26 protein-coding genes are annotated in these 24,909 nt (G+C 72.3%); 9 read left to right on the top strand and 17 right to left on the bottom strand.

Features of this window, described 5'->3' with window-relative positions:
- Position 1: 1 nt before the first annotated feature.
- From ODJ79_RS19105 to dxs, 3 genes are all read right to left on the bottom strand, one after another.
- On the bottom strand, positions 2 to 1,369 hold the full coding sequence (locus ODJ79_RS19105; protein ID WP_263024846.1) for a PQQ-binding-like beta-propeller repeat protein: 1,368 nt from the start codon (positions 1,367 to 1,369) through the stop codon (positions 2 to 4).
- A gap of 4 nt (positions 1,370 to 1,373) precedes the next feature.
- Entirely contained in the window at positions 1,374 to 2,666 is a 1,293-nt protein-coding gene (locus ODJ79_RS19100) for a PQQ-like beta-propeller repeat protein (RefSeq protein WP_263024845.1), read from the bottom strand.
- A 78-nt stretch (positions 2,667 to 2,744) separates the two neighbouring features.
- The gene (gene dxs, locus ODJ79_RS19095; protein WP_263024844.1) at positions 2,745 to 4,667 is read right to left on the bottom strand and encodes a 1-deoxy-D-xylulose-5-phosphate synthase; all 1,923 of its coding nucleotides are present in this window, start codon (positions 4,665 to 4,667) and stop codon (positions 2,745 to 2,747) included.
- 224 nt (positions 4,668 to 4,891) lie between these two features.
- On the opposite strand from dxs, the gene ODJ79_RS19090 reads away from it, so the two are divergent.
- On the top strand, positions 4,892 to 5,746 hold the full coding sequence (locus tag ODJ79_RS19090; RefSeq protein WP_263024843.1) for a bifunctional 5,10-methylenetetrahydrofolate dehydrogenase/5,10-methenyltetrahydrofolate cyclohydrolase: 855 nt from the start codon (positions 4,892 to 4,894) through the stop codon (positions 5,744 to 5,746).
- A gap of 170 nt (positions 5,747 to 5,916) precedes the next feature.
- Here the strand turns inward: ODJ79_RS19090 and ODJ79_RS19085 are convergent, their stop codons facing one another.
- Both ODJ79_RS19085 and ODJ79_RS19080 read right to left on the bottom strand, forming a co-directional pair.
- Positions 5,917 to 7,236, bottom strand: a complete 1,320-nt coding sequence (locus ODJ79_RS19085) for a class I SAM-dependent RNA methyltransferase (RefSeq protein ID WP_263024842.1) — start codon at positions 7,234 to 7,236, stop codon at positions 5,917 to 5,919.
- Positions 7,233 to 9,266 (bottom strand): APC family permease, encoded by a 2,034-nt coding sequence (locus ODJ79_RS19080; RefSeq protein WP_263024841.1) that lies wholly within the window; start codon positions 9,264 to 9,266, stop codon positions 7,233 to 7,235. Before ODJ79_RS19080 ends, ODJ79_RS19085 begins: the two co-directional genes overlap by 4 nt.
- Before the next feature lie 113 nt (positions 9,267 to 9,379).
- Here ODJ79_RS19080 and ODJ79_RS19075 point away from each other — a divergent pair, with 113 nt between their 5' ends.
- Together ODJ79_RS19075 and ODJ79_RS19070 are read left to right on the top strand one after the other, a co-directional pair.
- Positions 9,380 to 10,045: a potassium channel family protein gene (locus tag ODJ79_RS19075; protein ID WP_263024840.1), complete on the top strand. Its 666-nt coding sequence runs from the start codon at positions 9,380 to 9,382 to the stop codon at positions 10,043 to 10,045.
- Positions 10,042 to 10,728 carry a potassium channel family protein gene (locus ODJ79_RS19070; protein ID WP_263024994.1) on the top strand — a complete coding sequence of 229 codons (687 nt, stop codon included), beginning with the start codon at positions 10,042 to 10,044 and terminating at the stop codon, positions 10,726 to 10,728. The genes ODJ79_RS19075 and ODJ79_RS19070 overlap by 4 nt, the downstream gene beginning before the upstream one ends.
- On the opposite strand, the gene ODJ79_RS19065 is transcribed toward ODJ79_RS19070, so the two are convergent.
- The 4 genes from ODJ79_RS19065 to dut all read right to left on the bottom strand — a co-directional run bounded on the left by ODJ79_RS19065 (position 10,725) and on the right by dut (position 13,074).
- Complete coding sequence (locus tag ODJ79_RS19065; RefSeq protein ID WP_411267351.1) at positions 10,725 to 11,363, bottom strand: DUF3159 domain-containing protein; 639 nt, start codon at positions 11,361 to 11,363, stop codon at positions 10,725 to 10,727. The genes ODJ79_RS19070 and ODJ79_RS19065 overlap by 4 nt on opposite strands.
- A gap of 113 nt (positions 11,364 to 11,476) precedes the next feature.
- Positions 11,477 to 11,854 carry an OB-fold nucleic acid binding domain-containing protein gene (locus tag ODJ79_RS19060; protein ID WP_030434038.1) on the bottom strand — a complete coding sequence of 126 codons (378 nt, stop codon included), beginning with the start codon at positions 11,852 to 11,854 and terminating at the stop codon, positions 11,477 to 11,479.
- 61 nt (positions 11,855 to 11,915) lie between these two features.
- A complete protein-coding gene (locus ODJ79_RS19055) occupies positions 11,916 to 12,605 on the bottom strand; it encodes a DUF3710 domain-containing protein (RefSeq protein ID WP_263024838.1) in 690 nt (229 codons plus the stop codon).
- Positions 12,592 to 13,074 (bottom strand): dUTP diphosphatase, encoded by a 483-nt coding sequence (dut, locus tag ODJ79_RS19050; RefSeq protein ID WP_263024837.1) that lies wholly within the window; start codon positions 13,072 to 13,074, stop codon positions 12,592 to 12,594. Before dut ends, ODJ79_RS19055 begins: the two co-directional genes overlap by 14 nt.
- A gap of 93 nt (positions 13,075 to 13,167) precedes the next feature.
- On the opposite strand from dut, the gene ODJ79_RS19045 reads away from it, so the two are divergent.
- The gene (locus ODJ79_RS19045) at positions 13,168 to 13,665 is read left to right on the top strand and encodes a DUF3093 domain-containing protein (protein WP_263024836.1); all 498 of its coding nucleotides are present in this window, start codon (positions 13,168 to 13,170) and stop codon (positions 13,663 to 13,665) included.
- Here the strand turns inward: ODJ79_RS19045 and ODJ79_RS19040 are convergent.
- Both ODJ79_RS19040 and ODJ79_RS19035 read right to left on the bottom strand, forming a co-directional pair.
- The gene (locus ODJ79_RS19040; protein WP_263024835.1) at positions 13,649 to 14,554 is read right to left on the bottom strand and encodes a hypothetical protein; all 906 of its coding nucleotides are present in this window, start codon (positions 14,552 to 14,554) and stop codon (positions 13,649 to 13,651) included. The genes ODJ79_RS19045 and ODJ79_RS19040 overlap by 17 nt on opposite strands.
- A 152-nt stretch (positions 14,555 to 14,706) precedes the next feature.
- The gene (locus ODJ79_RS19035; protein ID WP_030434033.1) at positions 14,707 to 15,003 is read right to left on the bottom strand and encodes a DUF4193 domain-containing protein; all 297 of its coding nucleotides are present in this window, start codon (positions 15,001 to 15,003) and stop codon (positions 14,707 to 14,709) included.
- A gap of 345 nt (positions 15,004 to 15,348) precedes the next feature.
- Here ODJ79_RS19035 and ODJ79_RS19030 point away from each other — a divergent pair, with 345 nt between their 5' ends.
- A complete protein-coding gene (locus ODJ79_RS19030) occupies positions 15,349 to 15,891 on the top strand; it encodes a LytR C-terminal domain-containing protein (RefSeq protein ID WP_263024834.1) in 543 nt (180 codons plus the stop codon).
- 54 nt (positions 15,892 to 15,945) lie between these two features.
- Here the strand turns inward: ODJ79_RS19030 and ODJ79_RS19025 are convergent, their stop codons facing one another.
- A complete protein-coding gene (locus tag ODJ79_RS19025) occupies positions 15,946 to 16,755 on the bottom strand; it encodes an inositol monophosphatase family protein (RefSeq protein WP_263024833.1) in 810 nt (269 codons plus the stop codon).
- 244 nt (positions 16,756 to 16,999) lie between these two features.
- Here ODJ79_RS19025 and ODJ79_RS19020 point away from each other — a divergent pair, with 244 nt between their 5' ends.
- Positions 17,000 to 18,619: an RNA polymerase sigma factor gene (locus ODJ79_RS19020; protein ID WP_317620674.1), complete on the top strand. Its 1,620-nt coding sequence runs from the start codon at positions 17,000 to 17,002 to the stop codon at positions 18,617 to 18,619.
- A gap of 241 nt (positions 18,620 to 18,860) precedes the next feature.
- A complete protein-coding gene (locus ODJ79_RS19015) occupies positions 18,861 to 19,100 on the top strand; it encodes a hypothetical protein (protein ID WP_263024831.1) in 240 nt (79 codons plus the stop codon).
- A gap of 52 nt (positions 19,101 to 19,152) precedes the next feature.
- Here ODJ79_RS19015 and ODJ79_RS19010 read toward each other — a convergent pair whose 3' ends face one another.
- The 5 genes from ODJ79_RS19010 to ODJ79_RS18990 all read right to left on the bottom strand — a co-directional run bounded on the left by ODJ79_RS19010 (position 19,153) and on the right by ODJ79_RS18990 (position 22,776).
- Positions 19,153 to 19,395 carry a helix-turn-helix transcriptional regulator gene (locus ODJ79_RS19010; protein ID WP_263024830.1) on the bottom strand — a complete coding sequence of 81 codons (243 nt, stop codon included), beginning with the start codon at positions 19,393 to 19,395 and terminating at the stop codon, positions 19,153 to 19,155.
- Complete coding sequence (locus tag ODJ79_RS19005) at positions 19,395 to 19,886, bottom strand: hypothetical protein (protein ID WP_263024829.1); 492 nt, start codon at positions 19,884 to 19,886, stop codon at positions 19,395 to 19,397. Before ODJ79_RS19005 ends, ODJ79_RS19010 begins: the two co-directional genes overlap by 1 nt.
- 282 nt (positions 19,887 to 20,168) lie before the next feature.
- Positions 20,169 to 21,899, bottom strand: coding sequence for a DEAD/DEAH box helicase (locus ODJ79_RS19000; RefSeq protein WP_263024828.1), 1,731 nt, complete (start codon positions 21,897 to 21,899; stop codon positions 20,169 to 20,171).
- A gap of 44 nt (positions 21,900 to 21,943) precedes the next feature.
- On the bottom strand, positions 21,944 to 22,585 hold the full coding sequence (locus tag ODJ79_RS18995; protein ID WP_263024827.1) for a trimeric intracellular cation channel family protein: 642 nt from the start codon (positions 22,583 to 22,585) through the stop codon (positions 21,944 to 21,946).
- On the bottom strand, positions 22,552 to 22,776 hold the full coding sequence (locus ODJ79_RS18990) for a DUF3039 domain-containing protein (RefSeq protein WP_263024993.1): 225 nt from the start codon (positions 22,774 to 22,776) through the stop codon (positions 22,552 to 22,554). Before ODJ79_RS18990 ends, ODJ79_RS18995 begins: the two co-directional genes overlap by 34 nt.
- A 159-nt stretch (positions 22,777 to 22,935) precedes the next feature.
- Here ODJ79_RS18990 and ODJ79_RS18985 point away from each other — a divergent pair, with 159 nt between their 5' ends.
- A complete protein-coding gene (locus ODJ79_RS18985; RefSeq protein ID WP_263024826.1) occupies positions 22,936 to 23,883 on the top strand; it encodes a pseudouridine-5'-phosphate glycosidase in 948 nt (315 codons plus the stop codon).
- A 110-nt stretch (positions 23,884 to 23,993) separates the two neighbouring features.
- Entirely contained in the window at positions 23,994 to 24,869 is an 876-nt protein-coding gene (locus tag ODJ79_RS18980) for a carbohydrate kinase family protein (protein ID WP_317620677.1), read from the top strand.
- The last annotated feature ends 40 nt before the right edge of the window (positions 24,870 to 24,909 follow it).

Here is a 24,909-nt window from a genome sequence, read left to right as displayed (position 1 = left end):
GTCAGGAGCTGTAGGCCCAAATTTCGAGACCGTCATTACCCCGGCAGACCACGTACCGCTGGTCGGCGGTGCAGTCGCTGACCGGCCCGGCGCTGACGCCGAGCCGCCGCACCCGGTCGGGCGGCCCGGCGAGCAGCACGCCGAACTCGCTCTTGCCGGCCGCCAGGCCACGGCGCAGCACCAGCGGCTGCCCGTCGCCGCCGGTGGGGAGCGCGGCGGCCCAGCCGGTCAGGTCGGCCCGGGTGGCGCCGGTCGCCCGGTCGGCGAGCCGCAGCGGCGCGCCCGTCCCGGCGTCCCGCTCGAGCACGTAGCCGCTCTGCTCGCCGAGGTCCACGTTTTCCGAGGCGCGCCAGGCGGCCCGGCCGGTCGCCGGGTCGAGCACGTCGAGGGCGCTGCGCGGGCCGGCGCAGAGCAGGTCGCCGCAGTTCGGCGGGTCGAGCAGCACCGCGGCGACCCGGCGCTGCCAGCGGAGGTCCAGCGAGTCGGCGGCGTAGCCGGCCGCCGGCCCGTCGACGGCGTAGTCGCCGTAGCGGACCACCAGCAGGCCGTCGGTGAGCCGGCCACCGGCCGGGCGGTCGGCGCCGATCTTCGGCAGCGGGCGGCTGTGCTCGACCACGCCGGTCTCGCCGTTCAGCCGCTCGAGCCGGTCGGAGGCGAGCAGGAGCACGGCCGGCGGGTCGCCGCGGGTGGTGAAGACGTTGATCGCGCCGGGCACCGAGGCGGTCCAGACCGTCCTGCCGGTGTACAGGTCGACGCCGTCGATCTCGGTCCGGATCGGCGGCTCGGTGTGCGGCTCGCCGGTGGACGAGAAATACAGCATGCCGGGCGCCCCGGAGTCCTGGTCGTACGCGGTGCCGGGGCGGAACGCCTGGTTCTGGACGAGGCCGATCCGGCCGCTGCCCAGCGGGGTGACGCCGACCGGGGAGGTCCAGCGGACGGCGCCGGTCCGGGCGTCCACCACCGTCGTCTGCGGCCCGTCGGAGAGCAGCACCACGTCGCCGGCCGGCCGGGCCTCGACCCCGCCGTAGCCGACCGTGTCCGGGCCGGCGACCCGGGCCGCGAGGCGTACGGTCCACAGCTTGCGGGGCGGCGACTCGGCCTGCCAGGCGGTGGCGATCCGCACGCCGCCGGCCGAGGCCACCGTGTAGACCCGGTCGCCGGCCAGCTGGGACTGGGTCTCGGCGCCGACCGGTGGGGGCACCGCGCCGAGGTAGCGCCAGAGGGTGTGCGGGCCGGGCGCCGCGCCGCCGAGGGTGACCAGCAGCACGGCGGCGAGGATCAGGCCGGCGAAGCGGTAGTGCCGGACGGGCGGACGGGAGTCGAGGCGCGGATCGGGCGGCGCGGCGAGGTCCAGCTCGATCAGCGCCAACGCGTCACTCCTCCTGGTACGCCCAGACGACCAGCTCGCCGTACATCGTCCGGCAGACCAGCCGGGACGGCGCCGCTTGGCAGTCGCCGGTGCCCTGGGGCAGGGCGTCCAGCACGCGGGGTCGCGGGTCGCCCGGGCGGGCGACGGCGACCATGGTACGGCTTCCGTTGTCCGTCGCCCGGGTGAGAACGAGCCGGTCGCCGCTCCCGGTGCCGGTCACCGGCCGCCAGCCGGCCAGGGGCGTCCGCAGCGCGCCGGTCGCCGGGTCGATCACACCGACCGGCTCGACGCCGTCCGGGTCGGCGTACGCGACGATCATGTCGCCGTACTGCGTGAGGCTGTGCCAGGCGGGCTGCACCCAGGCGGTGTCCCCGCTGAACGGGTCGATCGCGTGCACCCCGTCCGGCCCGCTGAGGCAGACCAGGATGCCGCACGCCTGCATCTCGTACGCGGTCTCGGACGGCGCGGACCAGACCTGCTTGAGCGTCACCGGGTCGTACACCGAGATCTCCGGGCTGATCGCGCCGGGATGCCGCAGCACGATCCGGCCGCCCGCCACCACCGGGTTGTCCGGGGCGTAGTCGGCGGCCGGAATGTGCGTGCTGGCGATCAGCCGGCCGGTCGCCAGGTCGTGCACGGCCATCGTCTGGTTGTCGTGCACGAGCAGCATCCGGGACTCCTCGTCGCCGAGGCCGGGCACGCCGAGCAGCACCGCCGTGGACGGCACGCGCACGCTCCACAGGGTGCGCCCGGTGGTCGCGTCGATCGCGTCGACCGGGCCCTCCACCCGGCGGCCGGAGCCGGAGAGGGTGCGCGGGGAGTCGACCGCCAGCAGGGTCGCCGAGCCGGCGATGTTGACCACGGCGCCGGGCCGCTCCCACATGCGGGCGCCGGTGAGCGTGGACAGCGCGGTGGTGTCCGGCTCGGCGGCGGTGGTCGCCCACGGCCGCATCAGAGCCAGGTGGTCGCTGATCCGCAGCCGGTACGCCGGGGTGGACTGGCCGGCCTGCCAGCGCAGCCGCCCGCTGGTCAGGTCGTACGAGGTGAGCAGCCCGAACGTCTCGGCGAGCAACTGGCCGTCCTCGGTCGTCGCGTACGAGTCGGCCGGCCCCACCTGCAACCGGAACATCGCGGAGAGCGGCGATCTGGCCGGCGGCGCCGAGCCCGTGCCGAAGATCAGCACCAGGGCCGCGAGGAGGGCGGCGGGCACCCACAGCGGGGTGGTCCGCCGCCCCGGCGAGGAGTACGTAGGCGGTTCGCCACGCTCGAGGCCAAGGTCGATCGTGACCGTGTCCATTCCCCAAAAATAACGACTAGATAACGGAATCGCCGTTATCGCGTCCCTTTATCGGGGGTATGGACCATTAAGACCGTTCTACGGCGCGGGCTGCGGCTCGGCCGCGTCCTCCATCCGGGACGCCCACTCGATCACGTCCCGGGCGATGTCCTGCGCGGTCAGCCCGAGCGCCGCGAGGATCTCGGCCCGGCTGCCGTGCGGGTGGAACCCGGCCGGCACGCCGAAGTCGCGCAGCGGCACGTCCACCGCCGAGTCGCGCAGCGCGCCGGCCACCGCGTCGCCCACCCCGCCGGCCCGGATGCCGTCCTCCAGGGTCACCACCATCCGGTGCCGGCCGGCCAGCCCGATCAGCTCGACCGGGACCGGACGCACCCAGCGCGGGTCGACCACGGTCACGCCGTAGCCCTGCCCGGCCAGCCGCTCGGCCACCTCGAGGCCGAGCCCGGCGAACGAGCCCACGGCCACCAGCAGCACGTCCTTGCGGTCGGCCTCGCGCAGCACGTCGACCTGGCCCAGGCGCCGGACCGCGGGGGTGGCGGGGGCGACCGAGCCGGTCGGGAACCGGACGATCGTCGGCCCGTCCTCGACCGCGACCGCCTCCCGCAGCTCCTCGCGCAGGGTGGCCGCGTCCCGCGGCGCCGCGATGCGCAGGCCCGGCACCACGCCGAACACGCTCATGTCCCAGATGCCGTAGTGGCTGGGCCCGTCCGGCCCGGTGACGCCGGCCCGGTCGAGCACGAAGGTCACCGGCAGCCGGTGCATCGCCACATCCAGCAGGACCTGGTCGAAGGCCCGGTTGAGGAAGGTGGCGTAGACCGCTACCACCGGGTGCAGGCCACCCATCGCCAGGCCGGCCGCGCTGGTCGCCGCGTGCTGCTCGGCGATGCCCACGTCGTACGCCCGGTCGGGGTGCTTGCGGGCCAGCTCGGCGATGCCGGTCGGCTCGGCCATCGCGGCGGTGATGCCCACGACGTCCGGGCGCTCGTCGGCGATCCGCACCAGCTCCTCGGCGAAGACGTGCGTCCACTTCACCGACGGCTTGGCCAGCAGCTTGCCGGTCTCCACGTCGAAGGCGCTGCCGGGGCCGTGCAGCCGGTCCGCCTCGTCGAGCTCCGCCGGACCGTACCCGTAGCCCTTGCGGGTCACCGCGTGCACGATGACCGGCGCGTGGAAGCCCTTGGCCCGGCGCAGCGCCGACTCCATGGCCTGCTCGTCGTGGCCGTCGACCGGGCCGATGTACTTGATGCCGAGGTCCTCGAACATCGGCTGCGGGCTGATCGCGTCCTTGATGCCCTTCTTGACCGCGTGCAGCACCTCGTAGACCGGCTTGCCCACCACCGGGGTGGAGCCGAGCGCCTCCTTCACCAGGTCGAGCACCCGCTCGTAGCCCGGGTTGAGGCGCAGCGTGGAGAGGTGGTCGGCCAGCCCGCCGATGGTCGGCGCGTACGAGCGGCCGTTGTCGTTGACGACGATGACCAGCCGGTTCTTGCCGGCCGCGATGTTGTTCAGCGCCTCCCAGCACATGCCGCCGGTGAGCGCGCCGTCGCCGACCACGGCCACCACGTGCCGGTCGTCGCCGCGCAGCGCGTACGCCTTCGACAGGCCGTCGGCGTAGGAGAGGGCGGTGGAGGCGTGCGAGTTCTCGATGAAGTCGTGCTCGCTCTCCGCCCGGCTCGGGTAACCGGAGAGGCCCCCGCGCTGGCGGAGCAGGTCGAAGCCGTCCTGCCGGCCGGTGAGGATCTTGTGCACGTACGCCTGGTGGCCGGTGTCGAACAACAGGCTGTCCCGCGGCGAGTCGAAGACTCGGTGCAGGGCCAGCGTCACCTCCACGACACCCAGGTTGGGGCCCAGGTGGCCGCCGGTGCGGGACACCTTGGCCACCAGGAAGTCGCGGATCTCGGCGGCCAGCAGCGGCAGCTGCTCGGGAGTCAGGCGCTTCAGGTCACCCGGGCAGGTGATGGTCGCCAGCAGGCCGGTCGAGGCAGAGTGGGCTTCGCTCATGGATGCCGAGTCTATCGGCGCGGCGGTGACGGCGTGCCGCGCGAACGGCCATAGCCAGGTCCTACACACAACCTGCACATCACCGGCGCCGGTGACTTAGCTCACCCGCTGGGCGATATGGCATCCTTGGAACCTCTGCGCGACTGGCGGCACAGGATGGGTGACCATCGGGGAGCCGGCCACGGGAGTCGACCGCCTGGGTTCCCGTGCCGAGAGGAGACCCCATGTCCGCTCGCCTGTTGCCCGGCGCCCCGGTCGCCGAGGCCATCTTCGCCGACGTCACCGCCCGCGCCGCCCGGCTGCGCGACCGCGGCATCGTGCCCAGCCTCGCCACCATCCTGGTCGGCGACGACGACGCCAGCGCCGGCTACATCCGCATCAAGCAGCGCCAGGCCGCCGAGCTGGGCTTCGCCTCACCGCACCGGCACCTCGCCGCCGACACCACCCAGGACGAGCTGCACCGGGTGATCGACGAGTTCAACGCCGACAAGGACGTGCACGGCGTCCTCATCCAGTACCCGATCCCCGGCCATCTCGACTACGACGCCGCGCTGCAGACCCTCGACCCCGACAAGGACGTCGACGGCATGCACCCGCTCAACATGGGCCGCCTCGCGCTCGGCATGCCCGGCCCACTCCCCTGCACCCCGGCCGGCATCGAGGCGCTGCTGGCACACCACGGCATCCCGGTCGCCGGGCGGGAGCTGGTCATCCTCGGCCGCGGCGCCACGCTGGGCCGCCCGCTCGCCATGCTGATGGCCCAGAAGCGCCCCACCGCCAACGCCGCCGTCACCGTGGTGCACACCGGCGTCGCGGACTGGCCGCGCTACACCCGGCGAGCCGACATCCTGGTCGCGGCGGCCGGCGTCCCCGGCATCATCCAGCCCGAGCACGTCAAGCCCGGCGCCACCGTGATCGGCGCCGGCGTTCGCTACGAGGGCCGCCGCCTGCTCCCCGATGTCGACGAGTCGTGCGCCGAGGTGGCCGGCGCGATCACCCCGCGAGTGGGCGGCGTAGGCCCGACGACGGTCGCCATGCTCTTCCGCAACGCGATCCAGGCCGCCGAGCGCGCCAACTAACGCAAAAACAGCAGATATACGGGATAGCGGACAAGTCCCCGGTCGACACCGCGAGCTGGGCGAAACCTCCCGGCCGCTGCGCGACCATCCGGGCGGAAGCGTGCCCTTGCGCTCCCCGCCCGGCCCGCCCGTGCACGCCGCCGGCCGGGCCGCGGCCCGTTCCGCGCGGATCAGCCCGCCGGCTCGAGCAGGGCCACGCACTCGACGTGCTGGGTCATCGGGAAGCAGTCGTAGGCGCGCAGCTGCGTCAGCCGCCAGCCCAGGCCGAGGAACGTGCCCACATCGCGGGCCAGGGCGGCCGGGTCGCAGGCCACGTAGGCGACCGCCCGCGGGCGGGCGTCGGCGATGCCGCGGACGACCCGCGCGCCGGCCCCGGACCGGGGCGGGTCGAGCACGACCAGGTCGACCGGCCCGGTGATCCGGCGGCGGTGCAGGGCGGTCTCCACCCGGGCCTCGACGATCTCGATCGTGGGCAGGTCGGTCAGGTTGGCGCGGGCCGCGGCGCACCCGATCGGGGACGACTCGACCAGCGTGGTGCGGGCCCCGGTGTGCGCGGCGACCGCGGCGGCGAACAGGCCCGCGCCGCCGTAGAGGTCCCACGCGACCTCCCCCTCGACCGGTCGCAACAGCTCGACGACGGTCGCGGCGAGCGTGTCGGCGGCGGCCGGGTGGATCTGCCAGAAACCCTCCGGCGGCACCCGCCAGCGACGACCCACCGCCTCCTCGACGACCTCCGCGGGCCCGGCCAGCCGCTCGCGCCGGCCCCCGGACGAGGCGAAGTCGACCGGGTCGCCGGTCAGCGCGTCGCCGCCGGGCGCAGCGGCACGACCCCGGGACGGTCGGGTCAGCACCGCCAGGTCGCCGCCGGTCGAGGCGGTCACCTCGATGGCGTCGTCGTCCGGCCAGGGCCGGGCCAGCAGGTCGAGCTCCTGCACCGCCGGGTGCGCGATCCGGCACCGGTCGATCGGGACGACCTGGTGCGAGCGGTGTTGCAGCAGTCCCGCGCGGCCCGCGGCGTCGACCGCGTACCGGACCCGGCTGCGCCAGCCCAGCAGCGGTGAGCCGGGCCCGGCGCCGGACTCCGACGCCCCGGTTCGGGGAACTGCGGTCGGCAGCGCCTCGACCCGTACCGGAAAATGCAGTTTGGCCAGACGCCGAAGCTGCTCGGCGACCACGTCGGCCTTCCACCGCAGCTGCGCGTCGCCGGCGACATGTTGAAGATCACACCCGCCGCAGCCGCCGGGATGGGCGTAGGGGCACGGGGGCTCGACCCGATCCGGCGAGGACTCGAGGATCTCGACCGCGTCGGCCCGCAGGTAGCCGCGGCGCCACTCGGTGACCTCGGCGACGACCCGCTCCCCGGGCAGCGCGTGCCGCACGAACAGCACCCGGCCGTCCAGCCGGGCCACGCAGTGCCCGCCGTGCGCCGGCGCCTCGACGACCACCTCGACCCGGTCGCCCTCGGCCAGGTCCGAACCCGGATCCGTCATAGGTGTGCATCCTCGTTCTCGGGCGGCTCGGACCCGGCGGACCGGGTACGCGGGCCGCGCCGCGGCGCCCGGCTGAGGCCGCGGTCGAAGCGGTCGAGGTCGCGGTCCTGGCTGGAGCGCAGCTGCCACGGCACGCTGGTCACCATCACGCCCGGCTCGAACAGCAGGCGGCCCTTGATGCGCAGCGCGCTCTGGTTGTGCAGCAGGTTCTCCCACCAGCGACCGACCACGTACTCGGGGACGAAGACCGTCACCACGTCACGAGGGGACCCGCGGCGCAGGCCCTTCACGAAGTCGATGATCGGCCGGGTGATCTCCCGGTACGGCGAGTCGATCACGGTGAGCGGCACCGGGATCTGCCGGCGCTCCCACTCGTCCTGGATGCCCCGGGTGTCCTTGTCGTCGACGTTCACGGTGACCGCGGTGAGCGTGTCCGGCCGGGTCGCCTGGGCGTAGGCCACCGCACGCAGGGTCGGCATGTGCACCTTGCTGACCAGCACGATCGCGTGGTTGCGGCTGGGCAGCACCGGGCGCTCGTCGGTGGGCTGCAGCTCCTGCGCGACCCGGGTGTAGTGCTTGTGTATGCCCAGCATGGTCACGTAGATGACCACCATGGCGGCGATCGCGATCCACGCGCCGAGCAGGAACTTGGTGACCAGCACGACGACCAGGACGGCACCGGTGAGGCCCATGCCGAACGCGTTGATCGCCCGGGAGCGGACCATCCGGCTGCGCACCGACGGGTCGCGCTGGGTACGCAGCAGCCGGTTCCAGTGCCGGATCATGCCGCCCTGGGAGAGCGTGAACGAGACGAACACGCCCACGATGTAGAGCTGGATGAGCCGGGTGGTCTGCGCCTGGAACGCGACGACCAGCACGATCGCGGCGGCGGCGAGGAAGACGATGCCGTTGGAGAAGGCCAGCCGGTCGCCGCGGGTGTGCAGCTGGCGCGGCAGGTAACGGTCCTGGGCGAGGATCGAGCCGAGCACCGGGAAGCCGTTGAACGCGGTGTTCGCGGCCAGGAACAGGATCAGGGCGGTCACCGCGCTGACCGCGTAGAGCAGCGGCGACTGCGCGCCGAAGACCGTCTCGGCGAGCTGCGCGATCACCGGCTTCTGGTCGTACCCCGGCGGCCCGGAGACGATCTGCTTGGTCTGGTCCTCGACGAACTGCAGGTGGGTCATCCGGGACAGCGTGATGATCCCGACCAGCATGATGATCGCCAGAGTGCCGAGCAGCAGCAGCGTGGTCGCCGCGTTCTTGCTCTTCGGCGGCTTGAAGGCGGGCACCCCGTTGGAGATCGCCTCGACACCGGTCAGCGCCGCACAGCCGGAGGAGAACGTCCGCAACAGCAGATAGGCGAACGCGAAGCTGGTCAGGTTGCTGTGCTCGGCGGTGATCACCAGATCGGCCGAGGGGGCCCGCAGGTCCTGGCCGAGCACGAAGATGCGGAACAGCCCGGTCAGGATCACGCCGACGATCACAATGATGAACGCGTACGTCGGAATGGCGAACGCCGTGCCCGCCTCGCGCAGACCCCGCAGGTTCAGCGCGGTCAGGATGGCGATGCCGCCCACGCAGAAGGCGACCGGGTTGTCCTTCGCCAGCGGCCAGACCGCGCCCAGGGCGGCAACCCCGGAGGAGCTCGACACGGCCACGGTGAGGATGTAGTCGACCAGCAGCGCGCTGGCCACGCCGAGGCCGGCCCGTGGCCCGAGGTTGACCGTGGCCACCTCGTAGTCGCCGCCGCCGGAGGGGTAGGCATGCACGTTCTGCCGGTAGCTGGCCACCACGGTCATCATCACGACCGCGACGGCGAGGGTGATCCACGGCGAGATGACGAACGCGCCCGCGCCGGCGATCGAAAGTGTCAGAAGGATCTCATCGGGCGCGTACGCCACGCTCGACAGCGCGTCGCTGGCGAAGACGGGGAGCGCGATCCGCTTGGGCAGCAGCGTGTGCTGCAGCTTGTCGGAGCGGAACGGTCTGCCCAGCAGCAGCCGCTTGGCGAGGGAGGTCGAACTTGCCACGAGTGCCAAGGGTACGGGCGCTCAGCACGCCCCGTACCCCGCCCCGGGCACCGTCCGCCGGACGCGCATGGCACGCTCACACATGTCAGCACCGATCCGGGAGGACGCGACACGTGCACGTGGTGATCATGGGGTGTGGGCGGCTCGGCTCCACACTCGCCGCGAACCTCGAGAGCCGGGGCCACTCGGTCGCGGTCATCGACCAGAACTCGGACGCGTTCCGCCGCCTGGGCTCGGAGTTCAGCGGCATCACGGTGACCGGCGTCGGCTTCGACCGGGACGTGCTGCGCGCGGCCGGCATCGAGCGGGCGGACGCGTTCGCCGCCGTCTCCAGCGGCGACAACTCGAACATCATCTCGGCCCGGCTGGCCCGCGAGACGTTCGGCGTGTCCCGGGTCGTCGCCCGGATCTACGACGCCCGCCGGGCCCAGGTCTACGAGCGGCTCGGCATTCCCACGGTGGCCACGATCCGGTGGGCCGCCGACCGGATGGTGCGCCACCTCGTACCGGAGGGCACCGTCGAGGTGTTCCGCGACCCGACCAGCGTCGTCTCCATCGTCGAGGTGCCGTTGCACCGCGACTGGGTGGGCAGCACGCTCAAGGCGCTGGAGGACGCGACCGGCTCCCGGGTGGCATACCTCATGCGGTTCGGGATGGGCACGCTGGGCACCCCGTCGACGGTCATCCAGGACGGCGACCAGATCTTCATGCTGGTAACCGACGACACCGTGCGCGCCGTGCTGGACGTCGCCTCGGGCACCCATACGGAAGGGCACTGACCATGCGGATCGCCATCGCCGGGGCCGGCAACGTCGGCCGGTCGATCGCGCAGGAGCTGATCGGCAACGGCCACCGGGTCATGCTGATCGAGCGGCAGCCGCGCCAGCTGCGGCCGGAGCGGGTGCCGGAGGCGGAGTGGGTGCTCGCCGACGCCTGCGAGCTGTCCAGCCTCGAGGAGGCGGACGTGGCCGGCTGCGACGTCGTGGTGGCCGCCACCGGCGACGACAAGGTCAACCTGGTGGTCTCGCTGCTGGCCAAGACGGAGTTCGCGGTCCCGCGGGTGGTCGCCCGGGTCAACCGCGCCGAGAACGAGTGGCTGTTCACCGAGCAGTGGGGCGTGGACGTCTCGGTCAGCAAGCCGCGCCTGATGGCCGCCCTGGTCGAGGAGGCGGTCACGGTCGGCGACCTGGTCCGGCTGATGACCTTCCGGCAGGGCGAGGCGAACCTCGTCGAGATCACCCTGCCCCGGCACGCGCCGTACGAGGGGAAGCCGGTGCGCAGCGTGCCGCTGCCCCGGGACGCGGCGCTGGTGGCCATCCTGCGCGGCAAGCGGGTCGTCGTGCCCACCGTCGACGACTCGCTCGAAGCCGGCGACGAGCTGATCTTCGTCTGCACCAGCGAGGTAGAAGACCAGATCCGCGCCGTCGTCCTGGGCAGCGAGGCCCGCGAGATCGGCGACTAGGCGGGCGCGGCCTTCTGCTCGGAGGTGACCCGGTGGATGGCCCAGGCGGTGAAGGCGAACGTGGCGGCGTAGATCGGCCAGCTGATCAGGATCCGGACGATGCCCAGCGCGTTCGCCTCGCCCAGGGCCCACAAGTAGTACTGGATGCCCGCGCGGGCGGACAGCGACACCACCCAGACCAGGGTCAGCCACTGGAAGGTGCGAAACAGCCGGGCGTTGCCGAACCAGTCCTGGTGTCCCTTGTTCGCCATGATGCCCCAGGCGTAGCCGATCAGGGGTTTGCGTATCACGACGGAGACCAGCAGCACCGCGGCCTGCCCGAAGGTCAGCAGGATGCCGGGGAGGTAGAAGTCCTTCGCCTCGCCGGTGCGCCAGGCCAGGAACGCGCCGATCGCGATGCCGAACAGGCCGTTGACCGCGTGCCGGACCGGTTGCTTGCGCATCAGCCGGAAGACGCCGATGCCGACCGCCGAGACCACCGAGCCGGCGATCGCCCAGTACAGCGCGGTGCGCTTGTCCAGACCCAGCACGGCGTCGCCGAGCACGACGTTGAGGATCACGAACACGAGCACGGGCAGGCTCGACTCGATGAGCCCGCGCACACCGCCCAGCTGGTCGGCGATCTGCTCGCTCATCGAGGGAAGGGGCTCCTCGTCGTCGACCTCGTGCAGGTCGAGTTCCTCGATGACCTCCTCGGCGAGCCGTTCCTCCACCGATTCACCTGCGGCGTGACGCGGCTCGCTGCCAGTCACCGGGGCGCCTCCAGCTCGTAGTACGGGTTGTAGATGACCTTGCGGTCGTCCCGGATCGCAATCCGGCCACGCGCGGTGAGCTGCCTGCCGGGCTCGATGCCGGCGATCGACCGGCGGCCCAGGAAGACCAGCGTGACCACGTCGCTGCCGTCGTAGAGGTCGGCCTCCAGCGTCGGCAGGTTGGTGCGAGGAGTGTACGCCACCGTCCGCAACCGGCCGGACACCGAGACGACCTGCCCCCGGCTGCACTGGCCGGCGGGCATCGCGCCGCATTTCGCGCTCTCCCGCTGGAGGTGCTCCGCGTCCAACTCCGAGTCGCTGGCGGTCAACCGGTCGAAGAACTTGCGCAGACCGGTGCGCTCGTCCGTCGTCATGGGTTCTCCTTCAAAGACCGGCCCCCGTCACGAACCACGGTACGCTGCCGCGTCCCGCGAATCACGCGTGCCGGCCGTTGGCCCCCGGGCCCTGGGCGCCCTGCGCCTCCGCCTGCGCCGCCGCCTGGTCGGCCATCTCCTTGGGCAGGCGCAGCGGCAGCGCCTCGCGGACCGGCCGGGCCTCGGCGTCCCGGATCACCACGAGGCCGGAGAGCACCTGGCCGAGCGCGCCCTCGCGGGACGGGTCGGACGCGGCCGCGCCCTGGTAGAGCGCCCGCACCATCCAGCGCGGCCCGTCCACCCCGACGAACCGTACGTCGGCCGGCCCTTCAGGGGTGTTGACCTGGGCGGCCAGCTCGATCCCGTACGGCCCGGCGATCTCGCGCGGTGCGACGCCGTCGGCCGACATGGCCTGGGCGATCTCGGCCCGCACCTCGTCCCAGATGCCCTCGCTGCGCGGCGCCGCGAACACCCCGAGCTGAAGCGCGCTCTCGCCGTCGACCAGCACGATCTGCTCGACGCCGCCGTCCGGGTTGGCCTGCACCCGCACCTCGACGCCCTCGATCGCGGGGATCTGCAGGCTGCCCAGGTCGAGCCGCTCCACACCCTCGGGGGCGTACTTGGCGTCCCACGGGCCGTGGGTGGGCGGCGGGGCCTCGTCGTCGGCCGCGAGGCTCCGCTCGAGCGCCGCGGACGGCGGCGCGTCGGTCGGACGCACGTGTTTCGGGCCGCCGCGCTTACGGGAGAACATCACTGCCACCTTCCGGAATCAAGGACTGGTGCCCGCCGGTGGAGCCGGTACCACCGGCGCCGCGGGCGGTGTCGTCGAGGGTTTCGACCACCTGGAACACGGCTCGCTCCACCCGCTGAACGACCAGCTGGGCGATGCGGTCGCCACGAGAGATCTTCACGGTCCGCTCCCGGTCGTGGTTGACCAGGATGACCAGAATTTCGCCGCGGTAGCCGGCGTCGACCGTACCGGGCGCGTTGAGCACCGTAACGCCCAGCCGGGCGGCCAGGCCGGAGCGGGGGTGCACCAGGCCGACGTAGCCGTCCGGGATCGCCACGGCGACGCCGGTGCGCACCGCCGCGCGGCCGCCCGGGACCAGCTCGGTGTCCTCGGCGGCGACCAGGTCGGCGCCGGCGTCGCCGGGGTGGGCGTAGGCCGGCAGCGGCAGGTCGGGGTCGAGCCTGCGGATCGGGATGACTACGTCGGTCAAGGCAAAGCGTCCTTCACTTCGTGCGGCGGCGGCAGGCAATCACCCTGCCATCCTGCCGTGCCCGGCAACGGAGGCGCGCCGTACCCTTCCAGGGTGACACCGCAGTCCCCGGCGCGCACCACCGAGCCCGCCCGTTACACCGAGCGGCTCGGCGTCTCGCCGTGGGCCTGGCTCGCCGCCCTGGCGGTCGACCTGATCATCGGCTTCGAGGTGCTGCTCGGCTTCCCGCACCTGCCCGCCTGGGTACCGTTCGCCGTGCTGCTGCCGGCCAGCGCGGCGCTGCTGCTCTGGGCGGGCCGCATCCGGGTGACCGTGACGGCCGACGAGTTCCTGATCGACGACGCCCGGCTGCCGCTCGCGGTGGTCTCCGAGGTGGTGGCGCTGGACGCGGCCGGCAAGCGGGAGGCGCTCGGCGTGGGCGCCCACCCGCTCTCGTTCGTCATCCAGCGGCCGTGGATCGGCCCGGCCGTGCAGATCCTGCTCGACGACCCGGACGATCCGACACCCTTCTGGGTGATCAGCACCCGGCACCCGGTCGAGCTGGCGACCATCCTGCTGGAGCAGGCGGAACGGGTCAGGCAGACTCGATGACCCGCGGCGCGGTCCGCTTCAGGTCCTTCTGGACCTGATCGCCGAGGGCCCGGGTGGCCCGCCGGTTGAGATAGCCCGCCACGGCCGCGCCGGTCAGCAGCGGCCCCATCGTGCCCAGGCTGCGACCGAACCGGCGTAGCAGGTTGCGCTGCAGGTCGCGGCGCGCGGCCGCGCCCAGCACGGTGGCGACGCCCACGCCGGGCAGCAGCGGGTTGATGCCGCGCTGCTGTGACCAGGACTGCAGCAGGTGCAGGGCGCGCTGCCCGGTGCCGCCGGGGACCGGCCGGCCGTAGACCTCGTGCAGCTCGCCGAGCAGCTTCAGCTCGATCGCGACCACCGCCACGGTCTCGGCGGCCAGCAGCACCGGCGCGGACAGCAGGGTCGGCGTGGCGACCCACTCGATGGCGACCACACCGCCGCCGACCGCGCCCAGGCCCGCGGTGGAGCGCGCGGCATTGCGGATCAGGCGCTCGGCCAGCTCGTCCTCGTTCAGGCCGGGGAAGTGGCGGTGCAACATGGCACGGTCGCGGACCGGCACGTGCGGCGCGATGTCGGTGACCACGTCGGCCATCCAGCGCAGCGCGGCCTTGGGGCGGAACAGCTGGCCCAGCCCACGGTGGCGGATGTCACCGACCAGGCGGCCGAGCAGTTCTCGCCGGCTCGCGGGCTCGAGGTCGTCGGCGGTGAGCGCCGCGACCGTCTTGCCCAGGTCGTTGTCGGCGCCGGCGACGCTCGGGCCGGCCGGGCTGAGATCGGTCGGGGTGGGGTCGGCCGGGCTGAGATCGGTCGGGGTCGGTTCGGCCGGACCGGGGCCGGCCGGGCTGGGGGTGGAGCCGGGTGCGGGCGTGGCGGCGCCCGGTTCGAGCTCGGTCTCCTCCGGGTGGCTCATGGTCGTCCTCCCGTCGTGCGTCGCATCGGCGTACCAGCCGAATGCCCGGTCGTGTCCTCGATTGAAACCAGCTCGGTCAAACTAGGAAACGCCCGCACGCCCGACCGCTCGGCGGGGCGGCCGGGTGGTGGCGCTTGCGCGCGAGTCGCCGGTCAGGCGCACTCGCGGCAGATCAGCTCCCCGTTCCGCTCCGCGGCCAGCTGGCTGCGGTGGTGCACGAGGAAACAACGGGCGCAGCGGAACTCGTCGGACTGCATGGGCAGCACCTTGACGGTGAGTTCCTCGTCGGCCAGGTCGGCGCCGGGCAGCTCGAAGCTCTCCGCCACCTCGACCTCGTCGACGTCCACTGAGCCCGACTGCGAGTCGGCTCGACGGGCCTTGAGCTCCTCGAGGCTGTCCTCGCCGAGGTCGACCTCATCGCGACGCGGGGCGTCGTAGTCGGTGGCCATCGGTTTTCACTCTCCTGTATCGATGAGTCACTTGGCGTTAGTAACGCCTGTGACGAGGTTTCGGTTCCCGCTTACGCCGGACGATTTCTGACACTCCTGCTGACCTGATGAAACTGCCCCGACGAGCGCGGAACGTTACCTGCGTCGCGGCATCGTTGTACGCAAACAGGCGGCCCATTGTTCCCGATGTGACCGAGGCGACATCAAAGTAGGGGCACAAAGCTCTGGATCATCGTCGGCGCGCCGGAAGGATTCCCTGTTTCCGCATGCCTGGCGGACAGACGCTAACCTCTCGACAGGTCCCGCGTCCCAGCCTGCCGTGTTACCCGATCTGGAGCCAGCCCCATGAGCTTTGCCCGCGTTCGAGCACTGGTCGTCGTCGGTGTGCTCGCCGTGGCCGCGATCGTCTTCGTCATCACCGCCCTGGTTCGCGACTCCCAGGGGGACGAGGTGACGGCCGACAACTGTCCCGCGGGCGCCCCGATGGCCGACGTCACGCTGCCGGACGATCCGGCCGAGGTCACGATCAAGGTCTATAACGGGACCAGCACGGCCGGGCTGGCCGACAGCGTCACCAACGAGTTCAAGAACCGCCGCTTCACCGTGCAGAAGCCGGCCGAGAGCAAGACCAAGTACAAGGGCGTCGCCGAGATCCGGTACGGGCCGGACGCGGTCGGCCGGGCCCAGCTGCTGCGCGCCTACTTCCTGGACCGGTCCAAGCTGGAGTACAACGCCAAGCGCAAGGGCACCCTGATCGACATCGTGATCGGCAGCCAGTTCCGGCAGCTGGCCACCACGACCGAGGTCAACCAGTCGCTGGTCGAGGTCGGCGAGCCGACCCTGCCGCCGGGCGCCTGCGCCAAGCCGGTCAAGAAAGACGCTACCTAGGCCCGCCCTCCCGGGTGATCGAGGACACGCCCGGGACGGGCACCGGGTGCCCATCTAGGCGCCGCCGGCGGCGTCCAGCTCGACCAGGGCGTCGTGCAGCGGTCCGAAGATCGCCGGCGGCGCCGCCACGACCATGTCCAGGCCCGGGGGTGCGCCCTCGAGGCCGCCGACCACCGCGCCCGCCTCGGCGGCGACCAGGCCGCCGGCCGCGTGGTCCCACGGGTTGAGACCCTTCTCGTAGTACGCGTCCAGCAGGCCCTCGCCGACCGAGCACAGGTCGAGCGACGCCACGCCGATCCGCCGGATGTCCCGCACTCGGGTGATCAGCTGGGCCAGCACCGCGCCCTGGTGCGCCCGGCGCTTCGCGTCGTACCCGAAGCCGGTGCCGAGCAGCACCTGGGACAGGTCGGTCCGGTTCGAGCAGCGCAGCCGCCGGCCGCCTCGCCAGGCGCCGCCGCCGCGGGTCGCGGTCCACTCGTCGCCGGTGGCCGCGTTGATCACCACGCCGGCCAGCACCACGCCGTCCACCTCGGCGGCCAGCGAGACCGCGTACGCGGGCAGGCCGTACAGGTAGTTCACCGTGCCGTCGATCGGGTCGAGAATCCAGCGCACCGCGCCCGGCCCGGCGGTGTATTCGCCGTACTCCTCGCCCAACACGCCGTCGTACGGCCGGATCGTCCGCAGCGCGACCACGACCTGCCGCTCGACCGCCCGGTCAGCCGCCGTGACGACGTCCGTACGGGTGCTTTTCGTCTGGACGTCGGTGATCGCCTCGGCGCGCATGCGCCGCGCGGTGGCTGCCGCCTCGCGCGCCACCGGTATCGCGATCGAAAGCAGCTCGTCGGCCGCCGGAAACTCGCTCACTTGTTCGCCCTTTCCGCCGATACCATTCTCGCGCCAGACGTCTCCGGCGAGGTCGGCGACCCCCTGCGGCGTGCTGCGGCGGGAGGATCTCACTGGACGGCGCTACAATTCACGCCTACCCACCGCTTCGCGAACGTAAGAGAGCGTCCCGGGGGTCCCCACACCAACACCGGCCAGCCTCCTCGCCGTGCGCTGCGCTGGGCTCATGGCCGTGCACAACCACATCGCCTTCGGAAGGTCATTCGTGACAGAAGCCCACCAGAACGGTGCCGACGTTCGTTCCCTCACCGAGGCCCTGATCGCCCATGCACAGGGCGCGGGCGGGCAGCTCACGTCGGCCGAGGTCGCTCGCACGCTCGAGTCCGCCGAGGTGAACCCGGCTCAGGCCAAGAAGATCCTGCGCGGGCTCGTGGACGCCGGCGTCACCGTGGTCGTCGACGGCTCGGCGAGCACTCGTCGCAAGGTCGCCGCCGCCCGCGCGGCCACGCCCGCCTCCAAGGCCACCACCGCCAAGGCCGCCCCCGCGGCCAAGAAGGCGGCACCGCCGAAGCAGGCCGCCGCGGCGTCCCCGGCGGTCGAGGCCGACGCCGAGGCCACCCCGGCGAAACCGGCCGCCGCCAAGGTCGCTCCCGCCAAGAAGGCGCCCGCCAAGAAGGCGACCGCCGCCAAGGCCGCCGCGCCCGCCAAGGCCGGCGCCGCGCCCGCCAAGAAGGCGTCGCCGGCCAAGGCCGCCGCGCCCGGCGAGGAAGGCCCGGAGGACGGCGAGGAGATCGATCCCGAGGAGCTGGCCGCCGAGATCGAGGACGTGGTCGTCGAGGAGCCGGCCGCCATGGTCGAGGCCGCGGCGACCGACGCCGCGAGCTCGGCCACCGACGGCGACTTCGAGTGGGACGACGAGGAGTCCGAGGCCCTCAAGCAGGCCCGCCGGGACGCCGAGCTGACCGCGTCCGCCGACTCCGTCCGGGCGTACCTCAAGCAGATCGGCAAGGTCCCGCTGCTCAACGCCGAGCAGGAGGTCGAGCTCGCCAAGCGGATCGAGGCCGGCCTGTACGCGGCCGAGCGCCTGCGCGCCTGCGAGGAGGGCGAGGAGAAGCTCGAGCGGACGATGGAGCGCGACCTGCGCTGGATCGGCCGGGACGGCGAGCGGGCCAAGAACCACCTGCTCGAGGCCAACCTGCGGCTGGTGGTGTCGCTGGCCAAGCGGTACACCGGCCGGGGCATGGCGTTCCTGGATCTGATCCAGGAGGGCAACCTGGGCCTGATCCGCGCGGTGGAGAAGTTCGACTACACCAAGGGCTACAAGTTCTCCACGTACGCGACCTGGTGGATCCGGCAGGCGATCACCCGCGCGATGGCCGACCAGGCCCGCACGATCCGCATCCCGGTGCACATGGTCGAGGTCATCAACAAGCTCGGCCGCATACAGCGTGAGCTGCTCCAGGACCTGGGCCGCGAGCCCACCCCGGAGGAACTGGCCAAGGAAATGGACATCACCCCGGAGAAGGTGCTGGAGATCCAGCAGTACGCCCGGGAGCCCATCTCGCTGGACCAGACCATCGGCGACGAGGGCGACAGCCAGCTCGGCGACTTCATCGAGGACTCGGAGGCGGTCGTCGCGGTCGACGCGGTCTCCTTCTCGCTCCTGCAGGACCAGCTGCAGCAGGTGCTGCAGACGCTCTCCGAGCGCGAGGCGGGCGTGGTCCGGCTGCGCTTCGGTCTGACCGACGGCCAGCCGCGTACGCTGGACGAGATCGGTCAGGTCTACGGGGTGACCCGCGAGCGCATCCGGCAGATCGAGTCCAAGACGATGTCGAAGCTGCGTCACCCGTCCCGGTCGCAGGTTCTCCGGGACTACCTGGACTAAACCGTTCGGTCAACATTGCGTGTCCGTCTGATCACCATCCGTACATCGTCGGGTGGTGATCAGACCGTTGTGCAGAAGTGATCGTTGACGTGGCACCCTTGGATCACGGCACACTAGCCGGAACACGTGTGACCCCGGTCCCCCTGGGGCACAGTGGGAAGGCTGCAACGGTGCAGGGTGTTGCACGATGTGAGCAGTAGCCGAGGAACATGTTCATCGGTTCGAACAGAGGAGGAAGGCGATGACCCCGACTCTCACGCCGCCGGCGGGTAGTGTGGCCGGCCCCGCAGCCGATGAACGGTGCGACCGCTGCAATGCAGCCGGAAAGCTCCGTTTGACCCTGGCTGGTGGCGGTGAGCTGGTGTTCTGCGGACACCACGCCAACCGGTACGCCGAGGACCTGGTGAAGATCGCGGTGCAGTACGCGGCGGACCCGGAGTTCACCTGGCGTGGCGCGGACATGATGTCTAACTCCAACTAGATCCCCCGCTTCAGACGCGATAAAGGGGCGCCCAGGTGTGGGGCGCCCCTTTTCACATCTCGTTCCCCCACAGACCCTCCACCGAGGTACCCAGAGCCCGCGCGATCTTGATCGCCAGGTACACCGAAGGGGCGTAATCGCCGGTCTCCATGGCGATGATGGTCTGCCGGCTCACCTGCACCGCGCTCGAGAGCCCCTGCTGGGTGAGACCCGCATCCTTTCGTGCGGCCCGGATGCGCTCCCCCGCGGCGCCGTCGGCCTCCGCGGCCCGCACCGGGCCCGCAGGTGGCGCCATCAGTCGTCATCCTTGGCGAGCGCCTCACGCCGCTCACGCTGCCGGCCCTTGACGATCAGGGCCGCGACGCCGATGCCCGCGCCGACCACGCCGCCCAGAACAGCGCCGATCCAGGTCGAGCTGTCGGGGTTGTGCACGTAGAAGGCGCCGGCCACGAACACCCCGTAGGGCAGCGCGGTGACCGCGGTCAGCAGCACCCGCTTGGAGCTCCACCCGCGCGGCGCGGTCTCCACCTTGCGGGACCGGACGTAGACCGTGCCGAGCGCGGCCGGCAGCCAGAACGCGACCAGCATGATCGTCAGCGGCACCACCGCGGTCTCGCCCAGCGGCCATATCACGACGGCCGCCGACCAGGGGATGAGGATCGACTGGAGCTGGGCGGCGACGGCTATGCCCTCATACCACCGATACCGCTCCCGTTCATCGCCGTAGAGATCGCCATCAAGATCGAGATTCCACCGCACCACGCGGTCGAGCACCGAGGTCGCCATGCGCCCATCATCGTGTCAAGTTCTCTATACGTCAAGAGGACTTGACATCGACCGGCGCCGGGGCAGCACGGTCGGGATCAGTAGCGGCAGCGTTACCCGGCAGGGCCCTTCCGGAGCCTCAGAATCCCTTCGACGGCCCGAACGGCCACGCCCCTCAGGGTCGGTACACCGAGGGCAACAGCGACGCGCAGAAGGGCGTACGCGACGCCGGCCGTCCGGCGAGAAGCCCGGCACGGCCACCCAGGCCACCCGGGCGAGCACGTCCGTGCGGCAGCGGCAGCCTCAGAACGACTGAATTGTCGCGATCCGCTCTTCCAGCTGCTCGATCGTCGCCTGGGCGCTGGGCGGCCCGCCGCAGAGCCGGCGCAGCTCGGCGTGAATCTTGCCGTGCGGCAGATTGGTGCGGTGGTGATGGGCGGCCACCAGCGTGTTCAGCTGGCGGCGCAGGCTGTTGCGCCGCTCCCCCGCGGTCATCGGCGCGGGCGCCGGGTCGCGCTGGGCGGGCACCTCGGCATTCTTCGGCTGCCGCTTCTGCGCGGCGAGCTGATCGGCCTGCCGCTTGTTCAGCACGATCGAGACCTGGTCCGGGGTGAGCAGCCCGGGGATGCCGAGGTATTCCTCCTCCTCGGCGGTGCCGGTGCGGGCGCCGGTGCCGAACGAGGTGCCGTCGTAGATGACCTGGTCCAGCTCGGCGATCGAGGACAGCGCCTCGAACTGCTTCTCCAGCTCGCCGGAGGCATCCTCCTCGCGCTGCGCCCGCTCCATCAGGTCGTCGTCGAGGCCGTCCTTCTCCTTCGGCGCGCCCAGGATGTGGTCGCGCTGCGCCTCCATCTCGCTGGCCAGCCCGAGCAGGTGCGGCACGCTCGGCAGGAACACCGTGGCGGTCTCGCCGGGCACCCGGGCCCGCACGAAGCGGCCGATCGCCTGGGCGAAGTACAGCGGGGTCGAGGCGCTGGTGGCGTAGACGCCGACCGCCAGCCGTGGGATGTCGACGCCCTCGGAGACCATCCGCACCGCGACCATCCAGCGCTCCTGCGAGGCGGCGAAGGAGGCGATCCGGCCCGAGGCGCCCTCGTCGTCGGAGAGCACGACCACGGCCGGCTGCCCGGTGATCTCGTGCAGAAGCTTCGCGTACGCCCGGGCGGTCTGCTGGTCGCTGGCGATCACCAGGCCCCCGGCGTCGGTCATCCCGTGCTCCCGCAACCGGGAGAGCCGGGCGTCGGCGGCCCGCATCACCTGCGGCATCCAGTCGCCGCGGTGGTCGAGCGCGGTCCGCCAGGCCTGGGCGATCAGGTCCTTGGTCATCGGCTCGCCGAGGCGGGCGGCCAGTTCGTCGCCGGCGTTGGTGCGCCACCGGGTCTCGCCGGAGTACGCCATGAACAGCACCGGCCGCACGACCCGGTCGCGCAGCGCGTCGGCGTACCCGTAGACGGAGTCGGCCCGGGAGCGCTGCAGCCCGTCCTCGCCCCGCTCGTAGGAGACGAACGGGATCGGGTTCTCGTCCGAGCGGAACGGGGTGCCGGTGAGCATCAGCCGGCGGGTGGCCTCCTCGAAGGCCGACTTCACCCCGTCGCCCCAGGTACGCGAGTCGCCGGCGTGGTGGATCTCGTCGAGGATGACGAACGTGTTCCGGGTCATCGTCCGCCGCCGGTGCACGGCCGGCGCCATGCCGACCTGGGCATACGTGAGGACCGCGCCGTGGAAGTCACGCGACGAGTGCACATCGGAGTTGCGGAAGGTCGGGTCGAGCTGGATGCCGACGCGGCCGGCGGCGGCCGCCCACTGCGACTTGAGGTGCTCCGTGGGGCAGACCACGGTGACCGCGTCGACGGTGCCGTCGGCCAGCAGCTCGGCGGCGATCCGGAGGGCAAACGTGGTCTTGCCGGCGCCGGGCGTCGCCACCGCCATGAAGTCGTCGGAGCGGCGCCGCAGGTATTCCACCAGCGCCTTGCGCTGCCAGGCCCGCAATGGTGGGAAGTTCTCCAGATCCGGCAGGGGCGGGCTCACGAACATCCCTTCAGTTCCGGACAGAAGACGCCAGCATAGCCAGTGCGGGCTCAGGGCACGGCGATCGGCGCATGCCACCGCCGATAGAGCGCGAACAGCCGTACACCCGTGATGAGCACGGCCGCGACCACCATCGGGAGTGGACCGACGAACCCCGCGCCGTACAGAATCGTGACGAGAATCGCGCCGCCGAGCGCGGCCACCGCATAGATCTCGCGCTGCAACACCACCGGGATCTCGCCGGTGAGCAGGTCGCGGGCGAGCCCGCCGCCGATCGCGGTCAACATGCCGACGAGGCAGGCGCCGACCGGCGGCACGCCCGCGTTCAGCGCCTTGAGGGTGCCGGTGACCGTGAACAGCCCGAGGCCGGCCGTGTCCAGCAGCAGCACCGTGCGGCGCAGCCGGGACAGCTGGGGATGCAGCCAGAAGACGGCGACCGAGGTGAGAACCGCGGTCACCGGGTACCGCCAGTCGGCGAACGCGAGCGGCGGCACCGAGCCGATCACCAGGTCGCGCAGGATGCCCCCGCCCAGCGCGGCCACGAACCCGACGAATCCGACGCCGAACAGGTCGAGGCGCTTGGCGACCGCGGCCGACGCGCCCGAGGCGGCGAAGACCGCGACGCCGACAAGATCGCCGACGACCAGGCTGTAACCGCTCAGTGGGTCATCGCCTCGTAAATCTCCTTGCACTGCGGGCAGACCGGTGAGCCGGGCTTGGGCGTCTTGGTCACCGGAAACTTCTCCCCGCAGAGCGCCACGACGAAGGTGCCCATGACCGCGCTCTCGGCGATCTTCTCCTTACGGACATAATGGAACATCTCCGGACCGGTATCGGCGTCCTTGGTCTCCGGCCGCTCCAGAATCTGCGTGGTCACGACAATCTGCCCTTCAGTCAACGACACGGTCAACGCCACGTCGGGTCATACCGCCGGCGCCCCCCAGCGCGGCGGAAGGTTCGATGCTCCAACCAGCAAGTCTGACACCTCACGCCGGAACGGTCCAACGTTGGCCCGGCCGTCCGGCACCGTACCGTAGCCCTTGTGACTGACTTCGCGATGCGATACGGCGAGCAGGTAACCCGAGCCCGCCGGGACGGCCGGCCGGTGGTCGCGCTGGAGAGCACGATCATCTCGCACGGCCTGCCGCACCCGGACAACCTGCGGGTGGCGCGGGAGATCGAGCAGACCGTCCGGGACAACGGCGCGGTGCCGGCGACGATCGGCATGATCGGCGGTGAGCTGGTCGTCGGCCTCGACGACGACCAGATCGAGCACCTCGCGCTGGCCGAGGGGGTGGCCAAGCTCAGCGTGCGCGACCTGGCGGTGGCCGCCGCCCGGCGGGCCGACGGCGCCACCACGGTCGCCGCGACCAGCGCGGTCGCCGCCGCCGCCGAGATCGGCGTGTTCGCCACCGGCGGCCTCGGCGGCGTGCACCGGGAGGCGAGCGTCACCTTCGACGAGTCGGCCGACCTGGTCACCCTCGCCCGTACCCCGATCGTCGTGGTCTGCGCCGGGGTGAAGTCGATCCTCGACGTGGGCGCCACGCTGGAGCGCCTGGAGACGCTCGGCGTCGCGGTCGCCGGCTACGGCACCAAGCGGTTCCCGGGCTTCTTCATCACCGACGGCGGCTTCGACGTCGACTGGCAGCTCGACTCGCCCGAGCAGGTCGCCGACGTCATCCGGGCCCGGGCCGACCAGGGCGTCGGGGCCGGCGCGCTGATCCTGGCCAACCCGCTGCCGGCCGACGAGCAGCTGGACCCGGCGCTGCACGACCGCACCCTGGCGGAGGGCCTCGAGCTGCTGGCCGACCGGCACGTCACCGGCAAGGCGGTCACCCCGTTCCTGCTGTCCCACTTCCACGAGAGCACCGCGGGACAGAGCCTCGCGGTGAACGTACGGATCATCCTGCGCAACGCCGCGCTGGCCGCCCGGATCGCGGTGGCGACCACCGCGGCGCCGGCCCCGGTGGGCTTCGCCGCGCCCGCGTGAGCCGCGCCCGCGTGAGCCGCGCCCGCGTGAGCCGCGCCCGCGTGAGCCCCGCCCGCGTGATCAGCGCCGGCGACCGCCGCACCGGCCCCGCCGGGCCGCACGGCGCCCGCGTGATCGTCGTCGGCGACCTGGTCACCGACGTGCTGGTCGAGCACGCGGGCCCGATCGAGGTCGGTTCGGACACCGCCGCCGCGATCACGGTGAGCGGCGGCGGCCAGGCGGCGAACACGGCCGCCTGGCTCGCGAGCCGCGGCCGGCCGGTGACGCTGGTGGCCGCGGTCGGCGACGATCCGGCGGGCCGGGAGCGGGTGGCCGAGCTGGCCGCGACCGGGGTGCACTGCGCGGTGCGCGCGCACCGAGGCGCGTCGACCGGCAGTGTGGTGGTGCTGGCCGGGCCGCACGAGCGCACCATGATCACCGACCGGGGCGCGTCGCTGCTGCTCGACCCCGCCGACGTGGTGGCCGCGATCGACGCGACCGACGCCCGTCACCTGCATCTTTCCGGTTATCCGCTGCTGCACGACGGATCCCGCGCGGCCGGTCTCGCGGCCCTGGCGGCCGCCTCCCGGCGCGGCCTGACCACCAGCGTCGACGCGGCCTCGGCGGCGCCGTTGCGGTCGGTGGGCGCCGAGGCGTTCCTGGCCTGGGTACGCGACGCCGGCCTGCTCCTGTGCAACACGGACGAGGCGGAGGTGCTGGCCGGCCCGGGCCCCGCCGACGACCAGGCGGCCCGGTTGACGGCGCACGTGGCCGACGTGGTGGTCAAGCAGGGCGCCGAGGGGGCGTCGTGGGCGGCCCGGGACGGCCGTCGCTGGCGGGGGACGGCCTCGCGCGTACCGATGAAGGATCCGACCGGCGCAGGCGATGCGTTCGCGGCGGGCCTGCTCGATGCCTGGTGTTCGGGGGCGGGGCCGCAGGCCGCGCTCGCGGCCGGTGCGGCCCTGGGTGCGGAAGCGGTCGCTCAGGTCGGCGCCCGGCCTCGTTAGCGCCGCCCTGGGTGCGGAAGCGGCCGCCCAGGTCGGCGCC

Source organism: Actinoplanes sp. KI2 (assembly GCF_025630775.1).
GTDB lineage: Bacteria > Actinomycetota > Actinomycetes > Mycobacteriales > Micromonosporaceae > Actinoplanes.
This window is presented reverse-complemented; position numbering and strand designations above follow the sequence as displayed.

Bases quoted from the DNA above. Each gene is read 5' to 3' on its own strand.
- ODJ79_RS19100 (WP_263024845.1), bottom strand. From the start codon at position 2,666: ATGGACACGGTCACGATCGACCTTGGCCTCGAGCGTGGCGAACCGCCT.
- dxs (WP_263024844.1), bottom strand. From the start codon at position 4,667: ATGAGCGAAGCCCACTCTGCCTCGACCGGCCTGCTGGCGACCATCACC.
- ODJ79_RS19090 (WP_263024843.1), top strand. From the start codon at position 4,892: ATGTCCGCTCGCCTGTTGCCCGGCGCCCCGGTCGCCGAGGCCATCTTC.
- ODJ79_RS19085 (WP_263024842.1), bottom strand. From the start codon at position 7,236: ATGACGGATCCGGGTTCGGACCTGGCCGAGGGCGACCGGGTCGAGGTG.
- ODJ79_RS19065 (WP_411267351.1), bottom strand. From the start codon at position 11,363: ATGAGCGAGCAGATCGCCGACCAGCTGGGCGGTGTGCGCGGGCTCATC.
- ODJ79_RS19060 (WP_030434038.1), bottom strand. From the start codon at position 11,854: ATGACGACGGACGAGCGCACCGGTCTGCGCAAGTTCTTCGACCGGTTG.
- ODJ79_RS19055 (WP_263024838.1), bottom strand. From the start codon at position 12,605: ATGTTCTCCCGTAAGCGCGGCGGCCCGAAACACGTGCGTCCGACCGAC.
- ODJ79_RS19040 (WP_263024835.1), bottom strand. From the start codon at position 14,554: ATGAGCCACCCGGAGGAGACCGAGCTCGAACCGGGCGCCGCCACGCCC.
- ODJ79_RS19035 (WP_030434033.1), bottom strand. From the start codon at position 15,003: ATGGCCACCGACTACGACGCCCCGCGTCGCGATGAGGTCGACCTCGGC.
- ODJ79_RS19030 (WP_263024834.1), top strand. From the start codon at position 15,349: ATGAGCTTTGCCCGCGTTCGAGCACTGGTCGTCGTCGGTGTGCTCGCC.
- ODJ79_RS19015 (WP_263024831.1), top strand. From the start codon at position 18,861: ATGACCCCGACTCTCACGCCGCCGGCGGGTAGTGTGGCCGGCCCCGCA.
- ODJ79_RS19010 (WP_263024830.1), bottom strand. From the start codon at position 19,395: ATGGCGCCACCTGCGGGCCCGGTGCGGGCCGCGGAGGCCGACGGCGCC.
- ODJ79_RS19005 (WP_263024829.1), bottom strand. From the start codon at position 19,886: ATGGCGACCTCGGTGCTCGACCGCGTGGTGCGGTGGAATCTCGATCTT.
- ODJ79_RS19000 (WP_263024828.1), bottom strand. From the start codon at position 21,899: ATGTTCGTGAGCCCGCCCCTGCCGGATCTGGAGAACTTCCCACCATTG.